The 18,129-nt window shown below is 70.7% G+C and carries 18 protein-coding genes and 2 pseudogenes; 9 read left to right on the top strand and 11 right to left on the bottom strand.

Features of this window, described 5'->3' with window-relative positions:
* Positions 1 to 89 precede the first annotated feature (89 nt).
* Positions 90 to 662, top strand: coding sequence for a helix-turn-helix domain-containing protein (locus tag AOZ49_RS26325; RefSeq protein WP_054478641.1), 573 nt, complete (start codon positions 90 to 92; stop codon positions 660 to 662).
* Between the two features lie 7 nt (positions 663 to 669).
* On the top strand, positions 670 to 1,206 hold the full coding sequence (locus AOZ49_RS26320; RefSeq protein WP_054478639.1) for a GNAT family N-acetyltransferase: 537 nt from the start codon (positions 670 to 672) through the stop codon (positions 1,204 to 1,206).
* Between the two features lie 34 nt (positions 1,207 to 1,240).
* On the opposite strand, the gene AOZ49_RS26315 is transcribed toward AOZ49_RS26320, so the two are convergent.
* Positions 1,241 to 1,573 (bottom strand): hypothetical protein, encoded by a 333-nt coding sequence (locus tag AOZ49_RS26315; RefSeq protein WP_054478637.1) that lies wholly within the window; start codon positions 1,571 to 1,573, stop codon positions 1,241 to 1,243.
* Positions 1,574 to 1,690: 117 nt separating this feature from the next.
* Complete coding sequence (locus AOZ49_RS26310; protein WP_054478635.1) at positions 1,691 to 2,593, bottom strand: alpha/beta fold hydrolase; 903 nt, start codon at positions 2,591 to 2,593, stop codon at positions 1,691 to 1,693.
* A gap of 110 nt (positions 2,594 to 2,703) precedes the next feature.
* Here AOZ49_RS26310 and AOZ49_RS26305 point away from each other — a divergent pair, with 110 nt between their 5' ends.
* The 3 genes and pseudogenes from AOZ49_RS26305 to AOZ49_RS34035 all read left to right on the top strand — a co-directional run.
* Positions 2,704 to 3,591, top strand: coding sequence for a LysR family transcriptional regulator (locus AOZ49_RS26305; RefSeq protein WP_054478633.1), 888 nt, complete (start codon positions 2,704 to 2,706; stop codon positions 3,589 to 3,591).
* A 144-nt stretch (positions 3,592 to 3,735) separates the two neighbouring features.
* Positions 3,736 to 3,891 carry a hypothetical protein gene (locus AOZ49_RS33105; RefSeq protein WP_197286538.1) on the top strand — a complete coding sequence of 52 codons (156 nt, stop codon included), beginning with the start codon at positions 3,736 to 3,738 and terminating at the stop codon, positions 3,889 to 3,891.
* Positions 3,892 to 4,004: 113 nt separating this feature from the next.
* Positions 4,005 to 4,580, top strand: a pseudogene (locus tag AOZ49_RS34035) (SDR family NAD(P)-dependent oxidoreductase); the annotation flags it as partial.
* Positions 4,581 to 4,898: 318 nt separating this feature from the next.
* On the opposite strand, the gene AOZ49_RS26295 reads toward AOZ49_RS34035, so the two are convergent.
* Complete coding sequence (locus tag AOZ49_RS26295; protein ID WP_054428659.1) at positions 4,899 to 5,669, bottom strand: sulfite exporter TauE/SafE family protein; 771 nt, start codon at positions 5,667 to 5,669, stop codon at positions 4,899 to 4,901.
* Complete coding sequence (locus tag AOZ49_RS26290; RefSeq protein ID WP_054428658.1) at positions 5,666 to 6,076, bottom strand: SEL1-like repeat protein; 411 nt, start codon at positions 6,074 to 6,076, stop codon at positions 5,666 to 5,668. The genes AOZ49_RS26295 and AOZ49_RS26290 overlap by 4 nt, the downstream gene beginning before the upstream one ends.
* Positions 6,077 to 6,199: 123 nt before the next feature.
* Here AOZ49_RS26290 and AOZ49_RS26285 point away from each other — a divergent pair, with 123 nt between their 5' ends.
* Positions 6,200 to 7,090 carry a LysR substrate-binding domain-containing protein gene (locus AOZ49_RS26285; protein WP_054478629.1) on the top strand — a complete coding sequence of 297 codons (891 nt, stop codon included), beginning with the start codon at positions 6,200 to 6,202 and terminating at the stop codon, positions 7,088 to 7,090.
* 46 nt (positions 7,091 to 7,136) lie between these two features.
* On the opposite strand, the gene AOZ49_RS26280 is transcribed toward AOZ49_RS26285, so the two are convergent.
* Entirely contained in the window at positions 7,137 to 8,537 is a 1,401-nt protein-coding gene (locus AOZ49_RS26280) for an MATE family efflux transporter (protein ID WP_054478627.1), read from the bottom strand.
* 180 nt (positions 8,538 to 8,717) lie between these two features.
* On the opposite strand from AOZ49_RS26280, the gene AOZ49_RS26275 reads away from it, so the two are divergent.
* Positions 8,718 to 9,188 (top strand): MarR family winged helix-turn-helix transcriptional regulator, encoded by a 471-nt coding sequence (locus tag AOZ49_RS26275; RefSeq protein ID WP_054478665.1) that lies wholly within the window; start codon positions 8,718 to 8,720, stop codon positions 9,186 to 9,188.
* Here the strand turns inward: AOZ49_RS26275 and AOZ49_RS26270 are convergent.
* From AOZ49_RS26270 to AOZ49_RS26260, 3 genes and pseudogenes are all read right to left on the bottom strand, one after another.
* Positions 9,185 to 10,054: a DMT family transporter gene (locus tag AOZ49_RS26270; RefSeq protein WP_054478625.1), complete on the bottom strand. Its 870-nt coding sequence runs from the start codon at positions 10,052 to 10,054 to the stop codon at positions 9,185 to 9,187. The two genes, AOZ49_RS26275 and AOZ49_RS26270, sit on opposite strands and share 4 nt — an antisense overlap.
* Before the next feature lie 82 nt (positions 10,055 to 10,136).
* A complete protein-coding gene (locus AOZ49_RS26265; protein WP_054478623.1) occupies positions 10,137 to 10,934 on the bottom strand; it encodes an AraC family ligand binding domain-containing protein in 798 nt (265 codons plus the stop codon).
* A 26-nt stretch (positions 10,935 to 10,960) separates the two neighbouring features.
* A pseudogene (locus tag AOZ49_RS26260) lies at positions 10,961 to 11,924 on the bottom strand (LysR substrate-binding domain-containing protein).
* 106 nt (positions 11,925 to 12,030) lie between these two features.
* Between AOZ49_RS26260 and AOZ49_RS26255 the strand changes: the two are divergent.
* Positions 12,031 to 14,325: an NADP-dependent malic enzyme gene (locus AOZ49_RS26255; RefSeq protein ID WP_054460425.1), complete on the top strand. Its 2,295-nt coding sequence runs from the start codon at positions 12,031 to 12,033 to the stop codon at positions 14,323 to 14,325.
* 95 nt (positions 14,326 to 14,420) lie between these two features.
* Here the strand turns inward: AOZ49_RS26255 and AOZ49_RS26250 are convergent, their stop codons facing one another.
* From AOZ49_RS26250 to AOZ49_RS26240, 3 genes are all read right to left on the bottom strand, one after another.
* Entirely contained in the window at positions 14,421 to 14,795 is a 375-nt protein-coding gene (locus AOZ49_RS26250; RefSeq protein WP_054428652.1) for a hypothetical protein, read from the bottom strand.
* A gap of 194 nt (positions 14,796 to 14,989) precedes the next feature.
* The gene (locus tag AOZ49_RS26245) at positions 14,990 to 15,352 is read right to left on the bottom strand and encodes a DUF4148 domain-containing protein (RefSeq protein ID WP_054478621.1); all 363 of its coding nucleotides are present in this window, start codon (positions 15,350 to 15,352) and stop codon (positions 14,990 to 14,992) included.
* A 365-nt stretch (positions 15,353 to 15,717) separates the two neighbouring features.
* The gene (locus tag AOZ49_RS26240) at positions 15,718 to 15,933 is read right to left on the bottom strand and encodes a SlyX family protein (protein WP_006391018.1); all 216 of its coding nucleotides are present in this window, start codon (positions 15,931 to 15,933) and stop codon (positions 15,718 to 15,720) included.
* Between the two features lie 111 nt (positions 15,934 to 16,044).
* Between AOZ49_RS26240 and AOZ49_RS26235 the strand changes: the two genes are divergently transcribed.
* The gene (locus AOZ49_RS26235; protein ID WP_054478662.1) at positions 16,045 to 18,096 is read left to right on the top strand and encodes a TonB-dependent receptor; all 2,052 of its coding nucleotides are present in this window, start codon (positions 16,045 to 16,047) and stop codon (positions 18,094 to 18,096) included.
* Positions 18,097 to 18,129 lie beyond the last annotated feature (33 nt).

Below are 18,129 nucleotides of genomic sequence, written 5' to 3'. Positions count from 1 at the left end.
TATTGTGCCGAATTGCCGGCGGCAGCGTCGGGGTGCGGGAACGCCCGGGGTGATTGATGATTTTCCATATTTGAGATAAATTCTCTCATATGGAAAATTCATCCGCTCCCGATATCGACCTGGACCAACGCCTGGCCGGCCGCCTGAAGGCCTTGCGCACCGAGCGCGGCTGGCCGCTGGACGAACTCGCGTCGCGCGCCGGCATCAGCCGCGCCACGCTGTCGCGCCTGGAAAACGCCGAGGTCAGCCCCACCGCCAGCGTGCTCGGCAAGCTCTGCGGCGCCTATGGCATGACCATGTCGCGCCTGATGCGCATGGTCGAAGACGACTTCGCGCCGCTGGTGCCGGGCGCGGCGCAGGCCGTGTGGGTCGATGGCGCCACGGGCTTCCGGCGGCGCTCGGTGTCGCCGCCGTCGCAGAAGCTGGCCGGCGAAGTGCTGGCCTGCGAATTGCCGGCCGGCGCCCATATCGAATACGAACAGTCGCCGCGCGCCGGGCTGGAACACCACCTGGTGATGCTCGAAGGCGAGCTCTCCATCCGCGTCGACGGCCAGGCCCATGCGCTCGGGCCGGGCGACTGCCTGCGCTACCAACTCTATGGCGCCAGCGAGTTCGATACCCCGCCGCACAGCGGCGCCCGCTACCTGTTGTTCATCGTCTGAGTCCGCCATGTCCATCGAAACCCCTGCATTGACCGCCGTTACCGCCGATGAGGCCCACGCCCTGCTGCCCGGCCTGGGCGACCTGCTGCATGCCTGCGTGCAGGACGGCGCCAGCGTCAGCTTCGTGCTGCCCTTCGGCCCCGAGGCGGCGCGCGCGTTCTGGCTCGACAAAGTGCTGCCGCCGCTGGAAAGCGGCGGCCTGGTGCTGTGGGTGGCGATGCGCGAAGGGCGGGTGGCCGGCGCGGTGCAGCTGGACTGCGATACGCCGCCCAACCAGCCGCATCGCGCCGAGATCCGCAAGCTGCTGGTGCACCCCGACTTCCGCCGTCGCGGCATCGCCCGCGAACTGATGCAGGCGGCGGAGGCCACGGCCGTGGCCTCCGGCCGCAGCCTGATCGCGCTGGATACGCGCACCGGTGACAACGCCGAGCCGCTGTATACCTCGCTGGGTTACCGCACGGTGGGGGTGATTCCGGGATTCGCCCGGGATGCGCGCGATCCGAACCGGCTGGACGGCACGACCATCATGTACAAGCCGTTGTAGCCAGGCCCGGCGGGCGCCGGGCGGGCAGGGCCGCTCAGGCGAGCGGCTTCAGGCCCACGCTGTAGGGCGGGGCGTTGCCGCGCGCGGGGGCCTTGATCTTCAGCATCGAGCCGCCCGGCGTGAATTCGAATTCCTGGAACGGCACTTCGAACCATTGGTGGAAGCTGGTGCGCGAGAACTCGGGCACCCAGACCTTGGGGCGCTTGCTGTCACAGTGGAACTCCACCAGGGTGCAGTCGATGCCCAGCGGCCGGGTGTTGCCGATGCGGTAGCTGGCGCGCAGTTCGGCGCTCTGGGTGCGGCCGGGCTGCCAGGTCAGGCCGATGGATACCATGAAGTGTTCGATCGCCTCAATGCCGCGATACATAGCTGACTCCGAATGCTGCCGGGCGCGAACGCCCGCAAGAAGCCGCCGCGAGGGCGGCGGGAAATACCGCGATTATCCGCCATTCCCCGTTTTCCTGCCGGGCGCCGCGCCGGCCCGTCAGCGCGCGGCGGGCCCGTCCGCGTGGAATTTCAGCAGCGCGGCGGCCACCGCCTGCGGCGCTTCGCGCTGCGGAAAGTGGCCGACGCCATCCAGCACCCGCCGTTCATAGCCGCCGGTGAAATAGTGCTCGCGGCCTTCTGACGTCGCCGGCAGGTTGCAGGTGTCCGCGCCGCCGTGCAGCACCAGCGTGGGCAGCGCCAGTGTCGGCGCGGGCGTGAGCCGCGCGCTGTCCTCGGCGTAGGCCGGGTCGCCTGCCTCGAAGCCCCAGCGCTGGCGGTACGAATGCAGCACCACCGCGGGCCAGTCGGGGTTGTCGAAGGCGCGCGCGGCCTCGTCGAATTCGTCCGGCTGGTACCAGCCGGGCGGCGACCAGGTGTCCCACAGATAGCGCGTGAAGGCCCGGGCCTGCCCGCGCACGGCCGCCGCGCCGCGCGGCGTGGCCATGAACCAGTGGTACCAGTAGTTGCGCGCCTGCGGCAGCGGCAGGGCCTGCGCCGGGTCGTTGGTGCCGTAGCCGACCGACAGCAGCGCCAGGTGCGAGGCCACGCCGGGTTGCAGGCCGCAGGCGTTGGCGGCGGCGCGCGCGCCCCAGTCGTGGCCGACCAGCAGCGGCCGGCGCAGCCCGAGCGCGGCGATGAAGTCCAGCAGATCGCGGCCCAGCGCCGCCAGTTCGCCGCTGCGCGGCGTCGCCGCGTCCAGGAAGCGGGTCGGGCCGAAGCCGCGCAGCGCCGGGCACAGCACGCGGTAGCCCTCCGCCGCCAGGCGCTGCGCCACCGGGCGCCAGCATTCGGGGCTGTCGGGCCAGCCGTGCAGCAGCACGGCGACGCGCTCGCCGCCGGGATTCCATTCGAGGTAGGCGATCTCCAGCCGGGGCGTGCGGAGGGTGGCGTAGGCGGTCATGGTCGTGCGTCCTTGCGGTATCGGGAAAGGCCACGATAGCGGCGCCGGCAATCACGATTGGTGAATAATGTGAAGTTATTATCAATGAATCACGTATTGAGGAATCGCCCATGGACACCCCCGCGGCGCCGGCCGGCGCGGTGCTGGACCTGACCCTGCTGCGCACCTTCCTGGAGGTCGTGGACCATGGCGGCTTCGCGCTGGCGGCCGATGCGCTGGCGCTGACGCCGTCGGCGGTCAGCGGCCACATCAAGCGCCTGGAGTCGGCGGCCGGCGCCGTGCTGCTGGAGCGCACCACCCGCAGCTTCGAGCTGACCGCGGCGGGCGAGACGCTCTACGCCTACGCGCGCAATATCGTCGACCTGGAACGCGAGGCCCGCGCCCGCCTGCGCGGCGCCGGCCTGAAGGGACGGTTGCGCATCGGCTCCTCGGAAGACTTCGCCGGCGCCTGGCTGGCCGAGGTGCTGCGGGCGTTCCATCGCGCCCATCCCGGCGCGTCGATCGAATTGAAGGTGGGCGTCACGGCCGACCTGCTGCGCCAGCAGGAACGCGGCAAGCTCGACGTGGTGTTCGGCAAGCGCTGCGCGCGCGTGCACGATGACGGCGAACTGCTGTGGGAAGAGGAACTGGTGTGGGCCTGGGGCGAGGACAAGCCGTGGAAGCCGGGCGAGCGCGTGCCGCTGGCGGTGTTTCCCGATCCCTGCGTCTATCGCGAGGCCGCGATCGCGGCGCTGGGCAAGGCGCGGCGCGCCTGGCTGCCGGCGTTCGAAAGCGCCAGCATGGCGGGCTGCCTGGCGGCGGCGCAGGCCGGCTTCGCGGTGGCGCCGGTGGCGCGCAGCCAGTTGCGCCAGGGCCTGCGCGCGCTGTCGCGCGAGGACGGCATGCCGGCGCTGCCCAACGCGCGCTTCTACGCCTTTGCGCGCTCGGCCGAGCCAGCGGTGCGGGCCTTGGTCGCGGCCGTGCGCGAGACCGGGCAGCGGCGCCGGTTCGCGCGCTGAGCCGCGGGCTTGCGTTGTTTCAATCGCCCTGATTGAGGAAACCAAATGGACGCGTGGCGCCGCGTCCCGCACGATGGTGCCCATGTCTTCTATAAGACCGGCGCAGCCGCCGCCGGTCCAGGCATCTGAATCCAAGGAATCATCATGGCAAATTTCCTGCTTGCATTGGTCACCGCTGAACTCTCCCTCTTCGGCGTCGACGCCGCCGCCGCGCCCGTGGCCGCCGCCCCGGCCGAGGCGCCGGCCGCCGACACCTCGCCGCGCTTCGACAGCGAGCACTACCGCAGCGCGCTGGGCTGAGGCGCAAGGCTGTAGAAATAGGCAGGTTTCACGCAAGAACGAGCCTGTACGCTGCACCACGCGATTCTTAATATCCCTCTCACGCCCGGGGTCGATGGTTTCCGCGTGAATCCATGGACGACGGCGGGTCGCCGGCGTGTTGCCGGCGGCTGCAAGCAGAGGGAGATCGCATGAGCACCGAAAAAATCTGGTTTGTCACAGGCGCCGCGGGCGGCCTGGGTCTGGCGCTGGTCAGGATGCTGCTCGATCAGGGGTGCCACGTCGCGGCCACGGCCGACGATGTGGATGTGTTGATGGAGGCCGTGGGCGCCAAGCTCGAAGGCCGCTTCCTGCCGCTGGAAGTGGATCTGGCCGATGAAGGCAACGTGCGCCGCGCGGTCGACACCGCCATTGCCGCGTTCGGCCGCATCGACGTGGTGGTCAACCACGCCGGCCACGGCCTGTCCGGGCCGCTGGAAACGCTGTCCGACGACGCCTTGCGCGGCAGCTTCGATGTCAACGTGTTCGGCGTGCTGAACGTGGTGCGCGCGGTGATGCCGCGCCTGCGCGCCCAGCGCGCGGGGCACGTATTCAATATCTCGTCGATCCTCGGTTTCGATGGCGGCCGCGCCGGCTGGGGCGCCTACAGCGCCGCCAAGTTCGCGGTCAGCGGCCTGACCGAGGCGCTGGCGCTGGAAGCCGCGCCGCACGGCGTGCGGGTGTCGCTGGTCTACCCGGGCGCGATGCGGGCGGGGGGCCGACGAGCGCGGCGACCATCCCGAAGCGGGACAGGCCGCGGCGGCGGGATATCCGGCCGCCGGCGATCCGGCCAAGGCGGCGCGCGCGCTGATCCAGGCGGCCGACGGGCAGTACGCGCCGCTGCATCTGTTCCTGGGCCGCGACGCCTTCGACCAGGCGCGCGGCAAGATCCAGTCGGTGCAGCAGGAGCTGGCGCGCTGGCGCGAGATGTCCGTGTCGATCGGCTTCGTCGACGAACGGCGCATGGCGGCCTGAGCGCCGGGCGGCGCCTACCCGGCCAGGCCCTGCGCCACCTGGTAGGCGCCCAGCAGGGCCAGGCTCACCATGAAGCATTGCTTGAAGGCGCGCGGCGACAGCCTGTCGCGCAGCCATTGTCCCAGCGCCATGCCGGCCAGCGCCGGCAGCAGCATCAGCACCGAGGCGCCGGCCGCGTCCGGGCTGTAGCTGCCGGTCAGCCACAGGCCCGCCGCCAGCGCGACGGTCGAGACCGTGAACGAAATCCCCATGGCCTGGATCAGCCCATCCTTGCCCAGGTTCAGCGCCTGCAGATATGGCACGGCGGGAATCACGAAGACGCCGGTGGCGGCGGTGATGAGGCCGGTGACCACGCCGACCGCCGCGCCCAGCGCGCCCTCGTGGCGCGCCGGGACCGCGGGCGGCTTGCCGAACAAGCCCCAGGCCGCGTAGGCCACCAGGGCGACGCCCAGGCAGACGCTGGCCCAGTGGCCGGCCGGCGCGCCCAGCCAAAGCGCGCCGCCGATCGTGCCCGCGCACACGCCGAGCTGCATCGCGCCGATGCGGCGCAGCACCCGCATCAGCGTCGGCCACGGCCGCGCCTGCCAGAGATTGGTGATGAGCGACGGCACGATCAGCAGCGCGGCGGCCTGGGCCGGCGCCATCACCAGCGCCAGCATGGCCATGGAGATGGTCGGCAGGCCCAGCCCCACCACGCCCTTGACCACGCCGGCCAGGACGAACACGGCGGCGGTCGCCATCAGCAGCGCCGGCGTGGCGATGCCGGACAATTCGTGCAGGTTCATGCGGCCTCGCAATGCGCGGTGAGCGGGTCGCGCGGCCGGCCGAACAGGGCATAGGCGACGTCGTCGGCGCCGCCCTGGCTGGCGGCGCGCAGCAGCCACTGGCGGCCTTCGCACAGGTCGGCGGGCTGGCTGGCGCCATACAGCGCGGGGCCGCCGATCAGGGCGATGCCGAGCATGCGCTGGGCCGGCGCATGGCCTTCGCGCGCCGCGGCCCGCAGCCACGTCAGCATGGCGGGATAGTCGCCCTGGGTCTGGGCCTCCAGCGCCAGGGCGTATTTCTGCACCGGGGTGGCGTAGGCCGACAGGCCGTTGCTGGCTTCGGCGCGGCCTGAGGAGTGCAGCGCCAGCGCGATCAGCAGCGCGGCCGGCCAGGCCACGGCCATGCGCCGCGTGAGGGAGTGGTTCATGGAAATTCCCCGTGATGGATGATCGACAGCCCGATTCTGCGCGCGGCGGGCGATGAACCCATATCGGGATCTCGCTGAGTCTGCCTATGGAACAGCCTGAGCCTGGCGTGCTACGCTTTTCGCATGCGCTTCGACCTGACCGATCTGCGGCTCTTCCTCAATGTGCAGGAAACCGGCTCCATCACGGCGGGCGCCCGTCGCTCGCACATGACGCTGGCGTCCGCCAGCGAACGCATCCGCGGCATGGAAGAGACGCTGGGCGTGCCGCTGCTGCTGCGCGAGCATCGCGGCGTGCAGGCCACGCCCGCCGGCCGCACGCTGGCGCATCACGCGCGCCTGGTGCTGGCGCAGATGGACCGCATGCGCGGCGAGCTGGACCACTACGGCCAGGGGCTCAAGGGCCACGTGCGGGTGCTGTGCAACACCACCGCGCTCAGCGAGTACCTGCCGCAGGTGCTGGGCGCCTTCCTCAAGGACCACCCGCGCGTCTCGGTCGACCTGGAAGAACGCCTCAGCTACGAAATCGCCGACGCCCTGCGCGCCGGCACCTGCGACATCGGCGTGCTGGCCGATTCCACGGATCTGCACGGCCTGCGGGTGCTGCGCTTTCGCCATGACCCGCTGGCGCTGGTGCTGCCGCCAGGCCATCGGCTGGCGGGGCGCGAGACGGCGCTGCTGGCCGACGTGGCGGACGAGGAATTCGTGGGGCTGGTGGAAGGCAGCGCATTGCAGGAGCACATCGCGCACCATGCGCGCCGCGGCGGCAAGGCGCTGTCGTACCGCGTGCGGCTGCGCAGCTTCGACGCCGTCTGCCGCATGGTGGGGCAGGGCGTGGGTATCGCCATCATGCCGAAGGTGGCGGCGGTGCGCTACGGCCGCGCGGCCGGCGTGCGGCGGGTCGCGCTGGTCGACGACTGGGCCGTGCGCGACCTGGTGCTGTGCGTGCGCGGCGAGCTGCCGGTCTATGCGCAGCAGCTGGTGGCCTACGCGCTGCGCGACGCGCCCAAGACCTAGCGGCCAGCGCGTGGCGCGTGTTGCCGTGAGCCAGCCCCGCGCGTCCTCAGCGTTGCGCCAGCCCGGGCTTGCGCAGGTGCCCCCGCTCGAACCATGAGCCCGACGCCACGGCGGTCAGGATGACCAGGCCATACAGGCACATGGCGGCCGCGGCGATCAGGAAGAACAGCGTCAGCGATCCGGTCAGGTGCAGCGCCACGCCGCCGATGCCCGCGCCCACCGCCAGGCGCAGGAAGCCGGCCCACAGCGGCCATTTCAGGCGGCCCGCGCCCTGCGAGGCGAAGTACATCGAGAACCCAAGCGCGAAGAAGCCGTACACCGGCCCGACGATGCGCAGATAGGCGCTGCCGGCTTCCAGCATGTGGTCCTCGGCGCCGAACAGGCGCAGCCACACTTCGGGAAACAGCGCCGCCGCCAGGCCGAGCGCCTCGGCCAGCGCGAACGCCATCGCGCCGCCCGTGAGCGCCACGCGCAGGGCGCGTTCCGGCTGGCCGGCGCCGATGTTGGAGCCGACCATCGCGACCATCGGCGCGCCCAGGCCGAACGCCAGCGGCATCATCAGGTATTCCAGCCGCACCGCGATGCCGTAGCCGGCCACCGCGGCGGTGCCGGCATAGGCGCCCACCAGCGCCGCCGTCAGCGCCACCAGGCCGTTGGTCAGCAGCGGATTGAGCGTGGCCAGCGCGCCGACGCTGAGGATGTTGCGCATCAGGCCCAGGTGCAGGCGGCAGCGGGTCAGGCGCGCGGCGTTGCGGCCGCTCAGGCAATAGCCGCCCAGCACCAGCGTGCCGACGGCGTAGTAAGTGACCAGCGCCCAGCCGCCGCCGGCCACGCCCAGCGCCGGGAACGGGCCCCAGCCGAAGATCAGGCACGGCGACAGCGGCACCAGCAGCAGCGCGCCGCCGCAGATCACCGCGCCCGGCACCAGCATGTTGCCGGTGCCGCGGATGACGCTGGCGAACGCGTTCATCAGCCACATCAGCACGATGCCGCCGAAGATGACGTTGGAATAGGCCAGTGCCGCCTCCAGCGCGGCGCCTTCGGCGCCCAGGGCGCGGTACAGCAGCGGCCCGAAGGCCAGCAGCAGCACGCAGAACAGCAGGCCCAGCGCGGCGTTCAGCACCACCGCGTGCAGCACCAGCTGGTCGGCCTCCTGCTGCCGTCCGGCGCCCAGCGTACGCGCCACTGCGGCGGAGATGCCGCCGCCCATGGCGCCCTGCGACATGTTCTGCATCAACATCAGCACCGGCACCACCAGCGCCACGCCCGCCAGCACCGGCGTGCCCAGCCGCGCCAGGAACCAGGTCTCGATCAGGCCGGTGGCGGACTGCGCCAGCATCATCAGGATGTTGGGCCACGCCAGCCTGGCCAGCGTGGGGGCGATCGGCGCGTGCAGCATGGCCTGCAGGCGGGCATTGGCGGGGCGGGGCGCGGAAGAGGCGGACATGGCGGACGGCCGGAGGGGGAGTCCGCAAAATTTACGTGCATATGCCAATATCTGTCAAGATTGCGCTAGACTCGAACCCGGCGCGGCAGTAGCGTTATGGGCTCGCCAGCGGCCCCTTTCCTGGCCGCGCCGGCGCGCGCCGCCCCGGCGTACCTTTTTCCCTTGCCGTCCGAAGCCATCATGTCCGACGCCGATTCCTCCGCCACTCCCCAGGACCCGCTGGTCTGCAACGGCGCCGCGCTGCGCAAGGCGACCCGGCGCGTCTCGCAGCTGTACGACACGGTGCTCGCGCCCTGCGGCCTGAAAGTGTCGCAGCACTCGATCCTGGTGCACATCGCCCGCGCCGGCTCGCCGTCCATGACCGACCTGGCGCGCGCCATGGTGCTGGACCGTTCCGCGCTGGCGCACAACCTCAAGCCGCTCGAGCGCGATGGCTACGTCCACATGGCCTGCGACGAGCGCGACGGCCGCAGCCGCCGCGTGGCGCTGACCGACGCCGGCCGCGACAAGCTGGCCGAATCCAAACGCCTGTGGAAGGACGCGCAGCGCCGCTTCGAGGCCGCCTACGGCGCCGAGCGGGCCGCGGCGTTGCGGACCTCGCTGGCGGACATCTTCTCCGACGAGTTCGCGCTGGCGTTCAGCCGCGGCTAGCGCGCGCGGGCCAGCACCAGCACCGCGCCCAGCACGCAGGCCATGCCGGTCAACTGGCTGACCGACAGCGCCTCGCCCAGCAGCAGCGCGGCCAGCAACACGGCCGAGACCGGCGCGATCGCGGTGAACAGCGCGGCGTCCGAGCCGCTGACGCGTTCGGCGCCGGCGTACCACAGCACGAAGCCGCCCACGGTCGGCGCCAGCGCGTAATAGGCCACGGCCAGCAGCGCGTCCACCGGCACCGGCCGCGTCCAGGGCGCTTCGGCGAGAGCCGCCGGCAGGCACACCGCCAGGCCGATGGCGACCATCAGCGTCGACAGCGCCAGCGGCGGCACCGGCGCCCGCAGCCGCTTGTGCAGCAGGATGAACAAGCCCTCGCACAGCACCGCGCCCAGCACCAGCGCGTTGCCCGGCAGCGTGCCGCCATCCTGCGCCACGCCGCTTCGCGTCATCAGCCAGACGCCCCCCGCCGCCACCGCGATGGCCAGCAGCGTGGCCTTGCCGGGCCGCTCGCCCAGCAGGGCGATGGCGATGCCGGCCGACACCAGCGGCAGCGTGCCCAGGATCACGCCGCCGTCCACCGCCGACGTGCGCTGCAGGCCGACGATCAGCAGCGTGGTGTAGCCGACGCTGCCGGCGATGGCCTGCGCCGCCAGCAGCAGCCAGTCGCGCCAGGCCAGGCGCGGCAGGCGCGCGCCAGTCAGCTTCCACAGCACGGCGAAGCAGGGCAGCGCCAGGGCGAAGCGCAGCGCGGTGGCGCTGAACGGCGGCAGGCCGGCGGCGATGATCTTGCTGGCGACGACGGTGCTGCCGACCAGCGCCATCGCGGCGGCCAGGCAGCAATAGCCTTGCAGGGTACGGTTCATGAGGATGCGGCCATGACGGAGAAGGCCGCAGCGTAGGCGCGGACAGGGGCCGCGGTCTTGAACGAAATTGCGCGGCGCCGACTCAGCCGGCGGCGGCCAGCGCGTAGCGCCCGGGCGAGACGCCGTAGGCGCGCGTGAACAGCCGGGTCATGTGGCTCTGGTCGGCAAAGCCGGCGCTGGCGGCCGCGTCGGCCAGCGCCATGCCCTGGCGCAGCAAGCGGCGCGCCAGCAGCAGCCGGCGCTGCACCTGGTAGGCGTGGGGCGTCATGCCGGTGGCGCGGCTGAAACCGCGCAGCACCTGGAAGTGGCTCAGGCCGCAGGCCTGGGCCAGGTCGGCCAGCGACAGCGCGGCGGCCGGGGCGTCGTCGATCAGGCCGAGGGCATGACGGATGGCGGCGGGCGCGCCGTCATCGGCCGGCGCGTTTCGCGCCAGGCCGCCGGCGCGCGCCAGCACCCGCGCCAGCAGCACGTCGCGCGCCAGCGCGTCGCCGCCCATCACGGCCAGCGCATACAGCGCCAGCAGGTCCGCCGCCAGCGCCGGGGCGTCCATCACCGGATGTTCGAATTCAAAACCGCGGGCGGCCGGCAGCGCGTCGGCCGCGCCCGCCACCACCGCGGGATCCAGGTACAGCATCTGCCAGGCGCGTTCGCCGCCGATCGGCGCGCCGTCATGCACCTCGCCGGGATTGACCGTGATGACGTGGCCCGGGCCGGCCTCGACCTGGCCGCGGCCGCTGTGCGACACCTGCGCCCCGTGGCGGATCACGCCGATGCCGTACTGGTCGTGCGTATGCCGCGCGAAGGCCCGCCCGCTGCGCGCGGCCACGGCCTGCACGCCGGCAAGGGCGCTGCGCGACATGACGAACTGGCTGGCGGGCATGGCAGGGCTCCGGGTTGGCGGCGGGATCAGGGCCGCCCGCCGCGGCTGAAGACCTCGCGCAGCGCCGCCGCGAACAGGGCGTCGACGTTGCGGCGCAGGCCGTCGGCGCGGGTGAACAGCGAGATCGGCGGCAAGGTCCAGTCGAAAGAATACGGCACGATCGCCGCGCCGGCGATGCGCGCCAGCTCGTCGGCGATGTCGGCCGGCAGGATGGACACGGCGCGGTCGCTGGCGACGATCATTTCGCCGATCAGCTTGGACGAATCGCTCTGCACCGAGGGCGTGGGCGGCGCCAGGCCGGCGCGCAGGAAGATGTTGGCCACCTGTTCGCGGATCGGGCTGTCCGGCGTGCCCAGGATCCAGTCCAGATCGGCCAGCATGTTCCATTCCAGCCGGGCGCGGCCCAGGCGCGCCGCCAGGCGGCGGCTGGCGATCAGGCGCGGCGGCTGGTGGTACAGCACCTCGAAGTCGATCTGGCCCAGGTCCACCGACGGCGTGGCCCAGCCCGCCACTACGTCCAGCGTGTGGTCGCGCAGCTGGCGCAGCAGCGCGGGGCCCTGGCCCTCGTGGATGGTGGCGGTGATGCCGCGCCCCTGCGGCATGGTGCGGGCGATGGCGGCCGACAGCATCTGCCCCGAGACGAACGGAATCACCCCGATGTGCAGGTGGGCGGCCTGGCCGGCGGCCACGGCCTCCATTTCCTGCACCAGGTGGCCCAGGTCGTGCACCAGCGCCCGGGCCCGCGCCAGCACCACCGCGCCCAGGGGGGTGGGGGGTCATGCCGCGCACCGAGCGTTCGAACAGCGGCACGTCGAACATGCTTTCCAGTTCGGCCAGCGCGTTGGTCACGGCGGGCTGGCTGGTGGCCATGTGTTCGGCCACCCGCGTCAGCGAGCCGTGCTGCTCGATCTGCAGCAGCAGCATCAGGTGCCGCATCTTCAGCCGCGAGGTCAGTTTCCGGAGCACCTCATCCGGGGAAAACGGTGTCATAGACAAGGCATAAGATAAAAGTGATGTGACAATATTAAATCTGAATGAACACCTTATGCCTGCGGCCCTAGAATTTTCCCTATTCAAGACTAGGAGGCGCCGCCCCATGAATTCGCAAGCAGACCGCCAGGCCGCTCTGGACTACCACGAGTTTCCCACCCCGGGAAAGATCTCCGTCGTGGCGTCCAAGCCGCTCACCAACCAGCGTGACCTGGCCCTGGCGTACTCGCCCGGCGTGGCGGCGGCCTGCGAAGAAATCGTGACGGATCCGGCCAATGTGTTCCGCTACACCGGCCGCGGCAACCTGGTCGGCGTGATCTCCAACGGCACCGCGGTGCTGGGCCTGGGCAACATCGGCGCGCTGGCCTCCAAGCCGGTGATGGAAGGCAAGGCGGTGCTGTTCAAGAAATTCGCCGGCCTGGACGTGTTCGACATCGAGATCAACGAAACCGATCCGGACAAGCTGGTCGAGATCATCGCCGGCCTGGAGCCGACCTTCGGCGGCATCAACCTCGAAGACATCAAGGCGCCCGAGTGCTTCACGGTCGAGCGCAAGCTGCGCGAGCGCATGAAGATCCCCGTCTTCCATGACGACCAGCACGGCACCGCCATCACCGTTTCCGCCGCGTTCATCAACGGCCTGAAGGTCGTGGGCAAGCAGATCGACAAGGTCAAGGTCGTGACCTCCGGCGCCGGCGCGGCCGCGCTGGCCTGCCTGGATCTGATGGTGGACCTGGGCCTGCCGCTCGAGAACATCTGGGTCACCGACATCGAGGGCGTGGTCTACGAAGGCCGCACCGTGCTGATGGACCCGGACAAGGCGCGCTTCATGCAGAAGACCGACGCCCGCAAGCTGGCCGAGGTGATCGAGGGCGCGGATGTGTTCCTGGGCCTGTCGGCTGGCGGCGTGCTCAAGCCCGAGATGGTCGCCAAGATGGGGCCGCGCCCGCTGATCCTGGCGCTGGCCAACCCCACCCCGGAAATCCTGCCGGAAGTGGCGCACGGCGTGCGCGACGACGTCGTCATGGCGACCGGCCGTTCGGACTACCCGAACCAGGTCAACAACGTGCTGTGCTTCCCGTACATCTTCCGCGGCGCGCTGGATGTGGGCGCCACCACCATCACGCGTGAAATGGAAAAGGCGGCGGTGTATGCCATCGCCGAGCTGGCCGAGGAAGAGCAGAACGAAGTGGTGGCCGCCGCCTACGGCACCTACGACATCTCGTTCGGCCCCGAGTACCTGATTCCCAAGCCCTTCGATCCGCGCCTGATCGTGCGCATCGCGCCGGCGGTGGCCAAGGCCGCCATGGAAGGCGGCGTGGCCACGCGTCCGCTGGCCGACCTGGAAGCCTACGAAGAGCAGCTGCAGCAGTTCGTGTACCACTCCGGCGCCTTCATGAAGCCGCTGTTCTCCGCGGCCAAGCGCATCGTGCGCAACGGCGGCAAGTCGCGCATCGTCTTCACCGAGGGCGAAGACGAACGCGTGCTGCGCGCGGTGCAGGTCATCGTCGACGAAGGCGTGGCCCGCCCGATCCTGGTCGGCCGTCCCGCCGTGCTGCTGTCGCGCATCGAGAAGTTCGGCCTGCGCCTGCGCCTGGGCGAGGATGTCGAGGTCACCAACCCGGAATACGACGAGCGCTTCCACCAGTACTGGACCACGTACTGGGAACTGATGTGCCGCCGCGGCATCACCAAGGAAATGGCGCGCGTCGAAATGCGCCGCCGCCTGACCTTGATCGGCGCGATGATGGTGCACCTGGGCGACGCCGACGGCATGGTCTGCGGCACGGTCGGCGCGTACCACGACCACCTGCGCTTCGTCGACGAAGTGATCGGCCGCCGCCCCGGCGCCAACGTCTACGCCGCCATGAACATCCTGCTGCTCAACGAGCGCACGGTGGTGCTGGTGGACACGCACGTCAACGACGAACCCACCGCCGAGCAGATCGCCGAGTTCACCATCGCCGCCGCCCGCGAAGTGGGCCGCATGTTCCTCGCGCCGAAGGTGGCGCTGCTGTCGCGCTCGAACTTCGGCTCGGGCAGCTCGGCTTCCGGCGCCAAGATGCGCCGCGCGCTGGAACTGGTGCGCGAAGCCGCGCCGGAACTGGAGATCGATGGCGAGATGCACGGCGACTGCGCGCTGGACGAAGCCCTGCGCCTGCGCATCCTGCCGTCCTCGACGCTCAAGGGCGAGGCCAACCTGCTGGTGTGTCCGAACGTGGATGCCGGCAACATCGCCTACAACCTGCTCAAGACGGCGGCCGGCGGCAACGTCGCGGTCGGTCCGATCCTGCTGGGCGCCAACGCGCCGGTGCACATCCTGACCTCCAGCTCGACCGTGCGCCGCATCATCAATATGACGGCCCTGACGGTGCTGGACGCCAACCGCGTCGAAGCCTGATCGCCGCGCGGTCGCGCGCGACCGCAAGGCAAAACGCCCGCTTCATCGCATGATGAAGCGGGCGTTTTTCATTGCCGGCAAAGCCGGCCGGCGGCTCAGTTGGCGCTGGCCTTCCAGGTGCCGTCGGGCTGCTTGCAGAACCAGAACTTCCAGGTTTCGGTGGTGCTGGTGCGCGCGAAATCGCCTTCCAGCAGGCGGCAGGTGCGATCGCCCGCCGTGCTGGTCTGCAACGGCGTGATCTTGGCCGTGATCGGCGCGGCCTTGCGCTTGGGCGTGCTGGACCAGTTCACGCTCTGGCCGTCGGCGGCGCTGTTCAGCGCTTGCGCCACCGCCTCGTGGAAGGCCGGTTTGTCGGCCTTTGAGATCTGCGTGATGAGGGCGTTGTTCAACATGACGGCGGGCGCCGCCAGGACCGGCCCGGACGCGACGCCGGCGGCGAGTGCGAAAGCGATGAGACGGATGGTTTTCATTGCGGACTCCCTCGTTGTTGTCAGGGCCGCGCGGGCAGCCCATTGATGGTCAGGACCGATGGTACGCGAAGCGTCGGTGTCTTGTCTCGATTCGCCCGCGGCCAGGGGGCGCGGCTTGCGCACACGCAAAAAAAGCCGCCCGGCAGGGGCGGCCAAGGTACAACAAGGGGAGGGGTAAATCGATCGGCGCCGACTCAGTTGGCGCGGTGGTAGGCGCCCGAGAACGGCATGTCGTTGGGTTCGACGTTCGAGACCTGGCCGGCGGCCTTGGCGGCGGCCAGTTCGGCTTCCACCTGGGCGCGGGTCACGCCCGATTGGGGGGGGGCGCCGTACACGCCCTGGAACGGCATGTCGTTGGGTTCGACGTTCGAGACCTGGCCAGCGGCCTTGGCGGCGGCGAGTTCCGCCTGCACCTGGGCACGGGTCGGGCCTTCATACGGGGTGCCGTAGACGCCCTGGAAGGGCACGTTGTTCGGTTCGATGTTCTGCGAGGCGTAGGCGCCGGCGCTCAGGGCGGCCAGGGACATCAGCAAAGCGGTGGCAAGGGTCTTTTTCATGGTGAATCTCCGATTTCAGAAGCCGGGGAGCGAATCGGCGGCCTATCCGTCGTAGTTCGTTGTTGTTTCCCGATGGCTCTATAGTGCGCCGGATATCACTAGGGATAAACCCGTATATCGGTAAAAGATCTTTCCATAAATGGAAGGAATAATTAATTTCGAGCAATTAGTCGCCATCAATGGCAGCGATAGCCGGCGCAACGCCTTGCTGGAGCGCGGCGTGGAGAAGGGGGGAATGGCACGATGCCGGCAACAGGCGGCAGGCGATCCGGGCAGGCCGGGCGAGCTGTGGCGGGTGGGGGCGTTGGGGCGGACGGGAGCGACGGGACGCCCTGGAGCGGCCGGGCGGCCGCCCGCGGCCGGGGTCAGTAATGCGGCGGCAGTTCGTCGCGCAGGCTGCGGAACGGCGCCGCGCCCTCGGGCGCCTGCTGGCGCAGGTCGGCCACCTCGCGTTGCAGGCGGTCGATCTGTTGTTGCTGGCGCACGATGATCTGGTTCAACTGTTCCAGCAGGTCGTCGGCGAAACTGGCCTTGACTTCCAGGTCCAGCAGCCGGCGTTCGATGTCTTGCGAGTTTTCCATGGGAGTATTAGAACCCATTCCCCGCGACCCGCGCGCAAGGAGATCCGATTGACCGACGCACGACGCCGCCGTGGCGTGTTGGCCCGCCCGATCCTGCACAGCCTGCTCGGCATGGCGCCGGCCGTGGCCGCCATGGCCGAATCGCAGGCGCCGCAACTGGCGCCGGTCGTGGTGAGCGGCACCCGCCTGGGCGCGTCGCCCCTGGAAACCCCGGCCTCGGTGGACATCGTCGAGGGCGCGGAGATGCGCCGCGCCCAGCCGGGCATCAACCTGTCCGAGGGCCTGGCGGGCGTGCCGGGCCTGCAGATCCAGAACCGGCAGAACTACGCGCAGGATCTGCAGCTGTCCAGCCGCGGCTTCGGCGCGCGCTCCACGTTCGGCGTGCGCGGGGTGCGGCTGTATGTGGACGGCATCCCGGCCACCATGCCCGACGGGCAGGGCCAGACCTCCAACATCGACATCGGCTCGCTTGGCCGGGTCGAGGTGCTGCGCGGCCCGTTCTCGGCGCTGTACGGCAATTCCTCGGGCGGCGTGATCCTGGCCTATACCGAGGACGGGGCGGTGCCGTCCGAAATCGGCGCCTCGGCCTGGGCCGGCAGCGACCACACCTGGCGCTACGGCGCCAAGGCCTCGGGCACGTCCGGCGACCTGGACTACGTGCTCGATCTGTCGCGCATGACCACCGACGGCTACCGCGACCACGGCGCGGCGCGCAAGAACCTGGGCAACGCCAGGCTGGGGGTGCGGCTGGACGACGCCAGCCATTTGACGATCGTGGCCAACAGCGTCGACCTGACGGCGCGGGACCCGCTCGGCCTGACCTACGCGCAGTTCCAGGACGCGCCGCGCAGCGCCGACCTGGCCGCGCAGTACGACACCCGCAAGACCGTGCGCCAGACGCAGGGCGGACTGGTCTACGAACGCCACGTCGACGGCGCCAACACCTTGCGCCTGATGCTGTACTACGGCCAGCGCGACACCACCCAGTTCCAGGCCATCCCGCCCGCGGCGCAGGCGGCGCCGACCCAGGCGGGCGGCGTGATCGACCTGCGGCGCCGCTATGGCGGCGCCGATCTGCGCTGGACCTCGGAGCTGGGGCCGGCGCAGCGGCCGCTGACCCTGGTCGGCGGCTTTGCCTACGACACCATGCGCGAGAACCGCAAGGGCTACCAGAACTTCACGGGCGAGGGCGCCAGCCGCCAGCTTGGCGTGCAGGGCGCGCTGCGGCGAGACGAAACCAACACGGTCTACAACGCCGATCCCTACCTGCAGGCCTCGTGGCGGGTCGCGCCGCGCTGGACGCTGGACGCCGGCCTGCGCTACAGCACGGTGGACTTCCGCTCGCGCGACCACTATGTCGCGCCCGGCAATGGCGATGACAGCGGCGACGCGCGCTACCGCCGCGCGCTGCCGGTGGCCGCGGTGCGCTACCAGCCCGATGCGCGGACCAGCCTGTATGCCTCGTACGGCCGGGGTTTCGAAACCCCGACGCTCAATGAACTGTCGTACCGGCCGGGCGGCCTGCCCGGCCTGAATTTCGCGCTGGCGCCGGCGCTCGGCACCCATGCCGAAGCCGGCGTGAAGACCGGCCTGGCCGGCGGCCAACTGACCGCCGCGGTGTTCCATGTGTCGACCGAAAACGAAATCGTCTCGGCCGGCAGCACGGGCGGCCGCGCCACGTTCCGCAACGCCGGCCGCACGCGCCGCGACGGCGTGGAGCTGGGCTGGTCCGCCGGGTTCGCCGGCCATTGGCGCGCGCAGCTGGCGTACACCTGGCTCGATGCGCGCTATCGCGATGACGGCGGCGGCGACATCCGCGCCGGCAACCGCATCCCGGGCATCGCGCGGCAGTCGGCCTACGCCTCGGTCGGCTGGGCGCCGCCGCAGGGGTGGCAGGCGGGCATCGAGGCCCGCTACCTGAGCCGCCTGTGCGCCAACGATGCCAACGACGCGGTCGCGCCGGGCTATGTCGTGGCGGCGTTGTCCGCCGGCTACGTGAAACAGGCGGGGCCGTGGGAATGGCGCGCCCATGCGCGGGTCGACAACCTGTTCGACCGGCGCTATGCCGGATCGGTCATCGTCAACGAGAGCAACGGCCGCTACTACGAACCGGCGCCGGGACGCGGCGTGGGCGTGGGGCTGGGGGCGACGTATCGCTATTGAGGCAGGCGCTGGCGCGGGACGCCGCGGCGCGCG

This window comes from Achromobacter sp. 2789STDY5608615, assembly GCF_001298995.1.
GTDB lineage: Bacteria > Pseudomonadota > Gammaproteobacteria > Burkholderiales > Burkholderiaceae_B > Achromobacter > Achromobacter insuavis.
Note: the sequence above shows the minus strand (reverse complement) of the source record. Positions and strands in the feature narration are given on the sequence as shown.

Bases quoted from the DNA above. Each gene is read 5' to 3' on its own strand.
- AOZ49_RS26315 (WP_054478637.1), bottom strand. From the start codon at position 1,573: ATGTATCGCGGCATTGAGGCGATCGAACACTTCATGGTATCCATCGGC.
- AOZ49_RS26240 (WP_006391018.1), bottom strand. From the start codon at position 15,933: ATGGAAAACTCGCAAGACATCGAACGCCGGCTGCTGGACCTGGAAGTC.
- AOZ49_RS26270 (WP_054478625.1), bottom strand. From the start codon at position 10,054: ATGAACCGTACCCTGCAAGGCTATTGCTGCCTGGCCGCCGCGATGGCG.
- AOZ49_RS26285 (WP_054478629.1), top strand. From the start codon at position 6,200: ATGCGCTTCGACCTGACCGATCTGCGGCTCTTCCTCAATGTGCAGGAA.
- AOZ49_RS26310 (WP_054478635.1), bottom strand. From the start codon at position 2,593: ATGACCGCCTACGCCACCCTCCGCACGCCCCGGCTGGAGATCGCCTAC.
- AOZ49_RS26305 (WP_054478633.1), top strand. From the start codon at position 2,704: ATGGACACCCCCGCGGCGCCGGCCGGCGCGGTGCTGGACCTGACCCTG.
- AOZ49_RS26265 (WP_054478623.1), bottom strand. From the start codon at position 10,934: ATGCCCGCCAGCCAGTTCGTCATGTCGCGCAGCGCCCTTGCCGGCGTG.
- AOZ49_RS26275 (WP_054478665.1), top strand. From the start codon at position 8,718: ATGTCCGACGCCGATTCCTCCGCCACTCCCCAGGACCCGCTGGTCTGC.
- AOZ49_RS26250 (WP_054428652.1), bottom strand. From the start codon at position 14,795: ATGAAAACCATCCGTCTCATCGCTTTCGCACTCGCCGCCGGCGTCGCG.
- AOZ49_RS26325 (WP_054478641.1), top strand. From the start codon at position 90: ATGGAAAATTCATCCGCTCCCGATATCGACCTGGACCAACGCCTGGCC.
- AOZ49_RS26255 (WP_054460425.1), top strand. From the start codon at position 12,031: ATGAATTCGCAAGCAGACCGCCAGGCCGCTCTGGACTACCACGAGTTT.
- AOZ49_RS26320 (WP_054478639.1), top strand. From the start codon at position 670: ATGTCCATCGAAACCCCTGCATTGACCGCCGTTACCGCCGATGAGGCC.
- AOZ49_RS26245 (WP_054478621.1), bottom strand. From the start codon at position 15,352: ATGAAAAAGACCCTTGCCACCGCTTTGCTGATGTCCCTGGCCGCCCTG.
- AOZ49_RS26235 (WP_054478662.1), top strand. From the start codon at position 16,045: ATGGCGCCGGCCGTGGCCGCCATGGCCGAATCGCAGGCGCCGCAACTG.
- AOZ49_RS33105 (WP_197286538.1), top strand. From the start codon at position 3,736: ATGGCAAATTTCCTGCTTGCATTGGTCACCGCTGAACTCTCCCTCTTC.
- AOZ49_RS26295 (WP_054428659.1), bottom strand. From the start codon at position 5,669: ATGAACCTGCACGAATTGTCCGGCATCGCCACGCCGGCGCTGCTGATG.
- AOZ49_RS26280 (WP_054478627.1), bottom strand. From the start codon at position 8,537: ATGTCCGCCTCTTCCGCGCCCCGCCCCGCCAATGCCCGCCTGCAGGCC.
- AOZ49_RS26290 (WP_054428658.1), bottom strand. From the start codon at position 6,076: ATGAACCACTCCCTCACGCGGCGCATGGCCGTGGCCTGGCCGGCCGCG.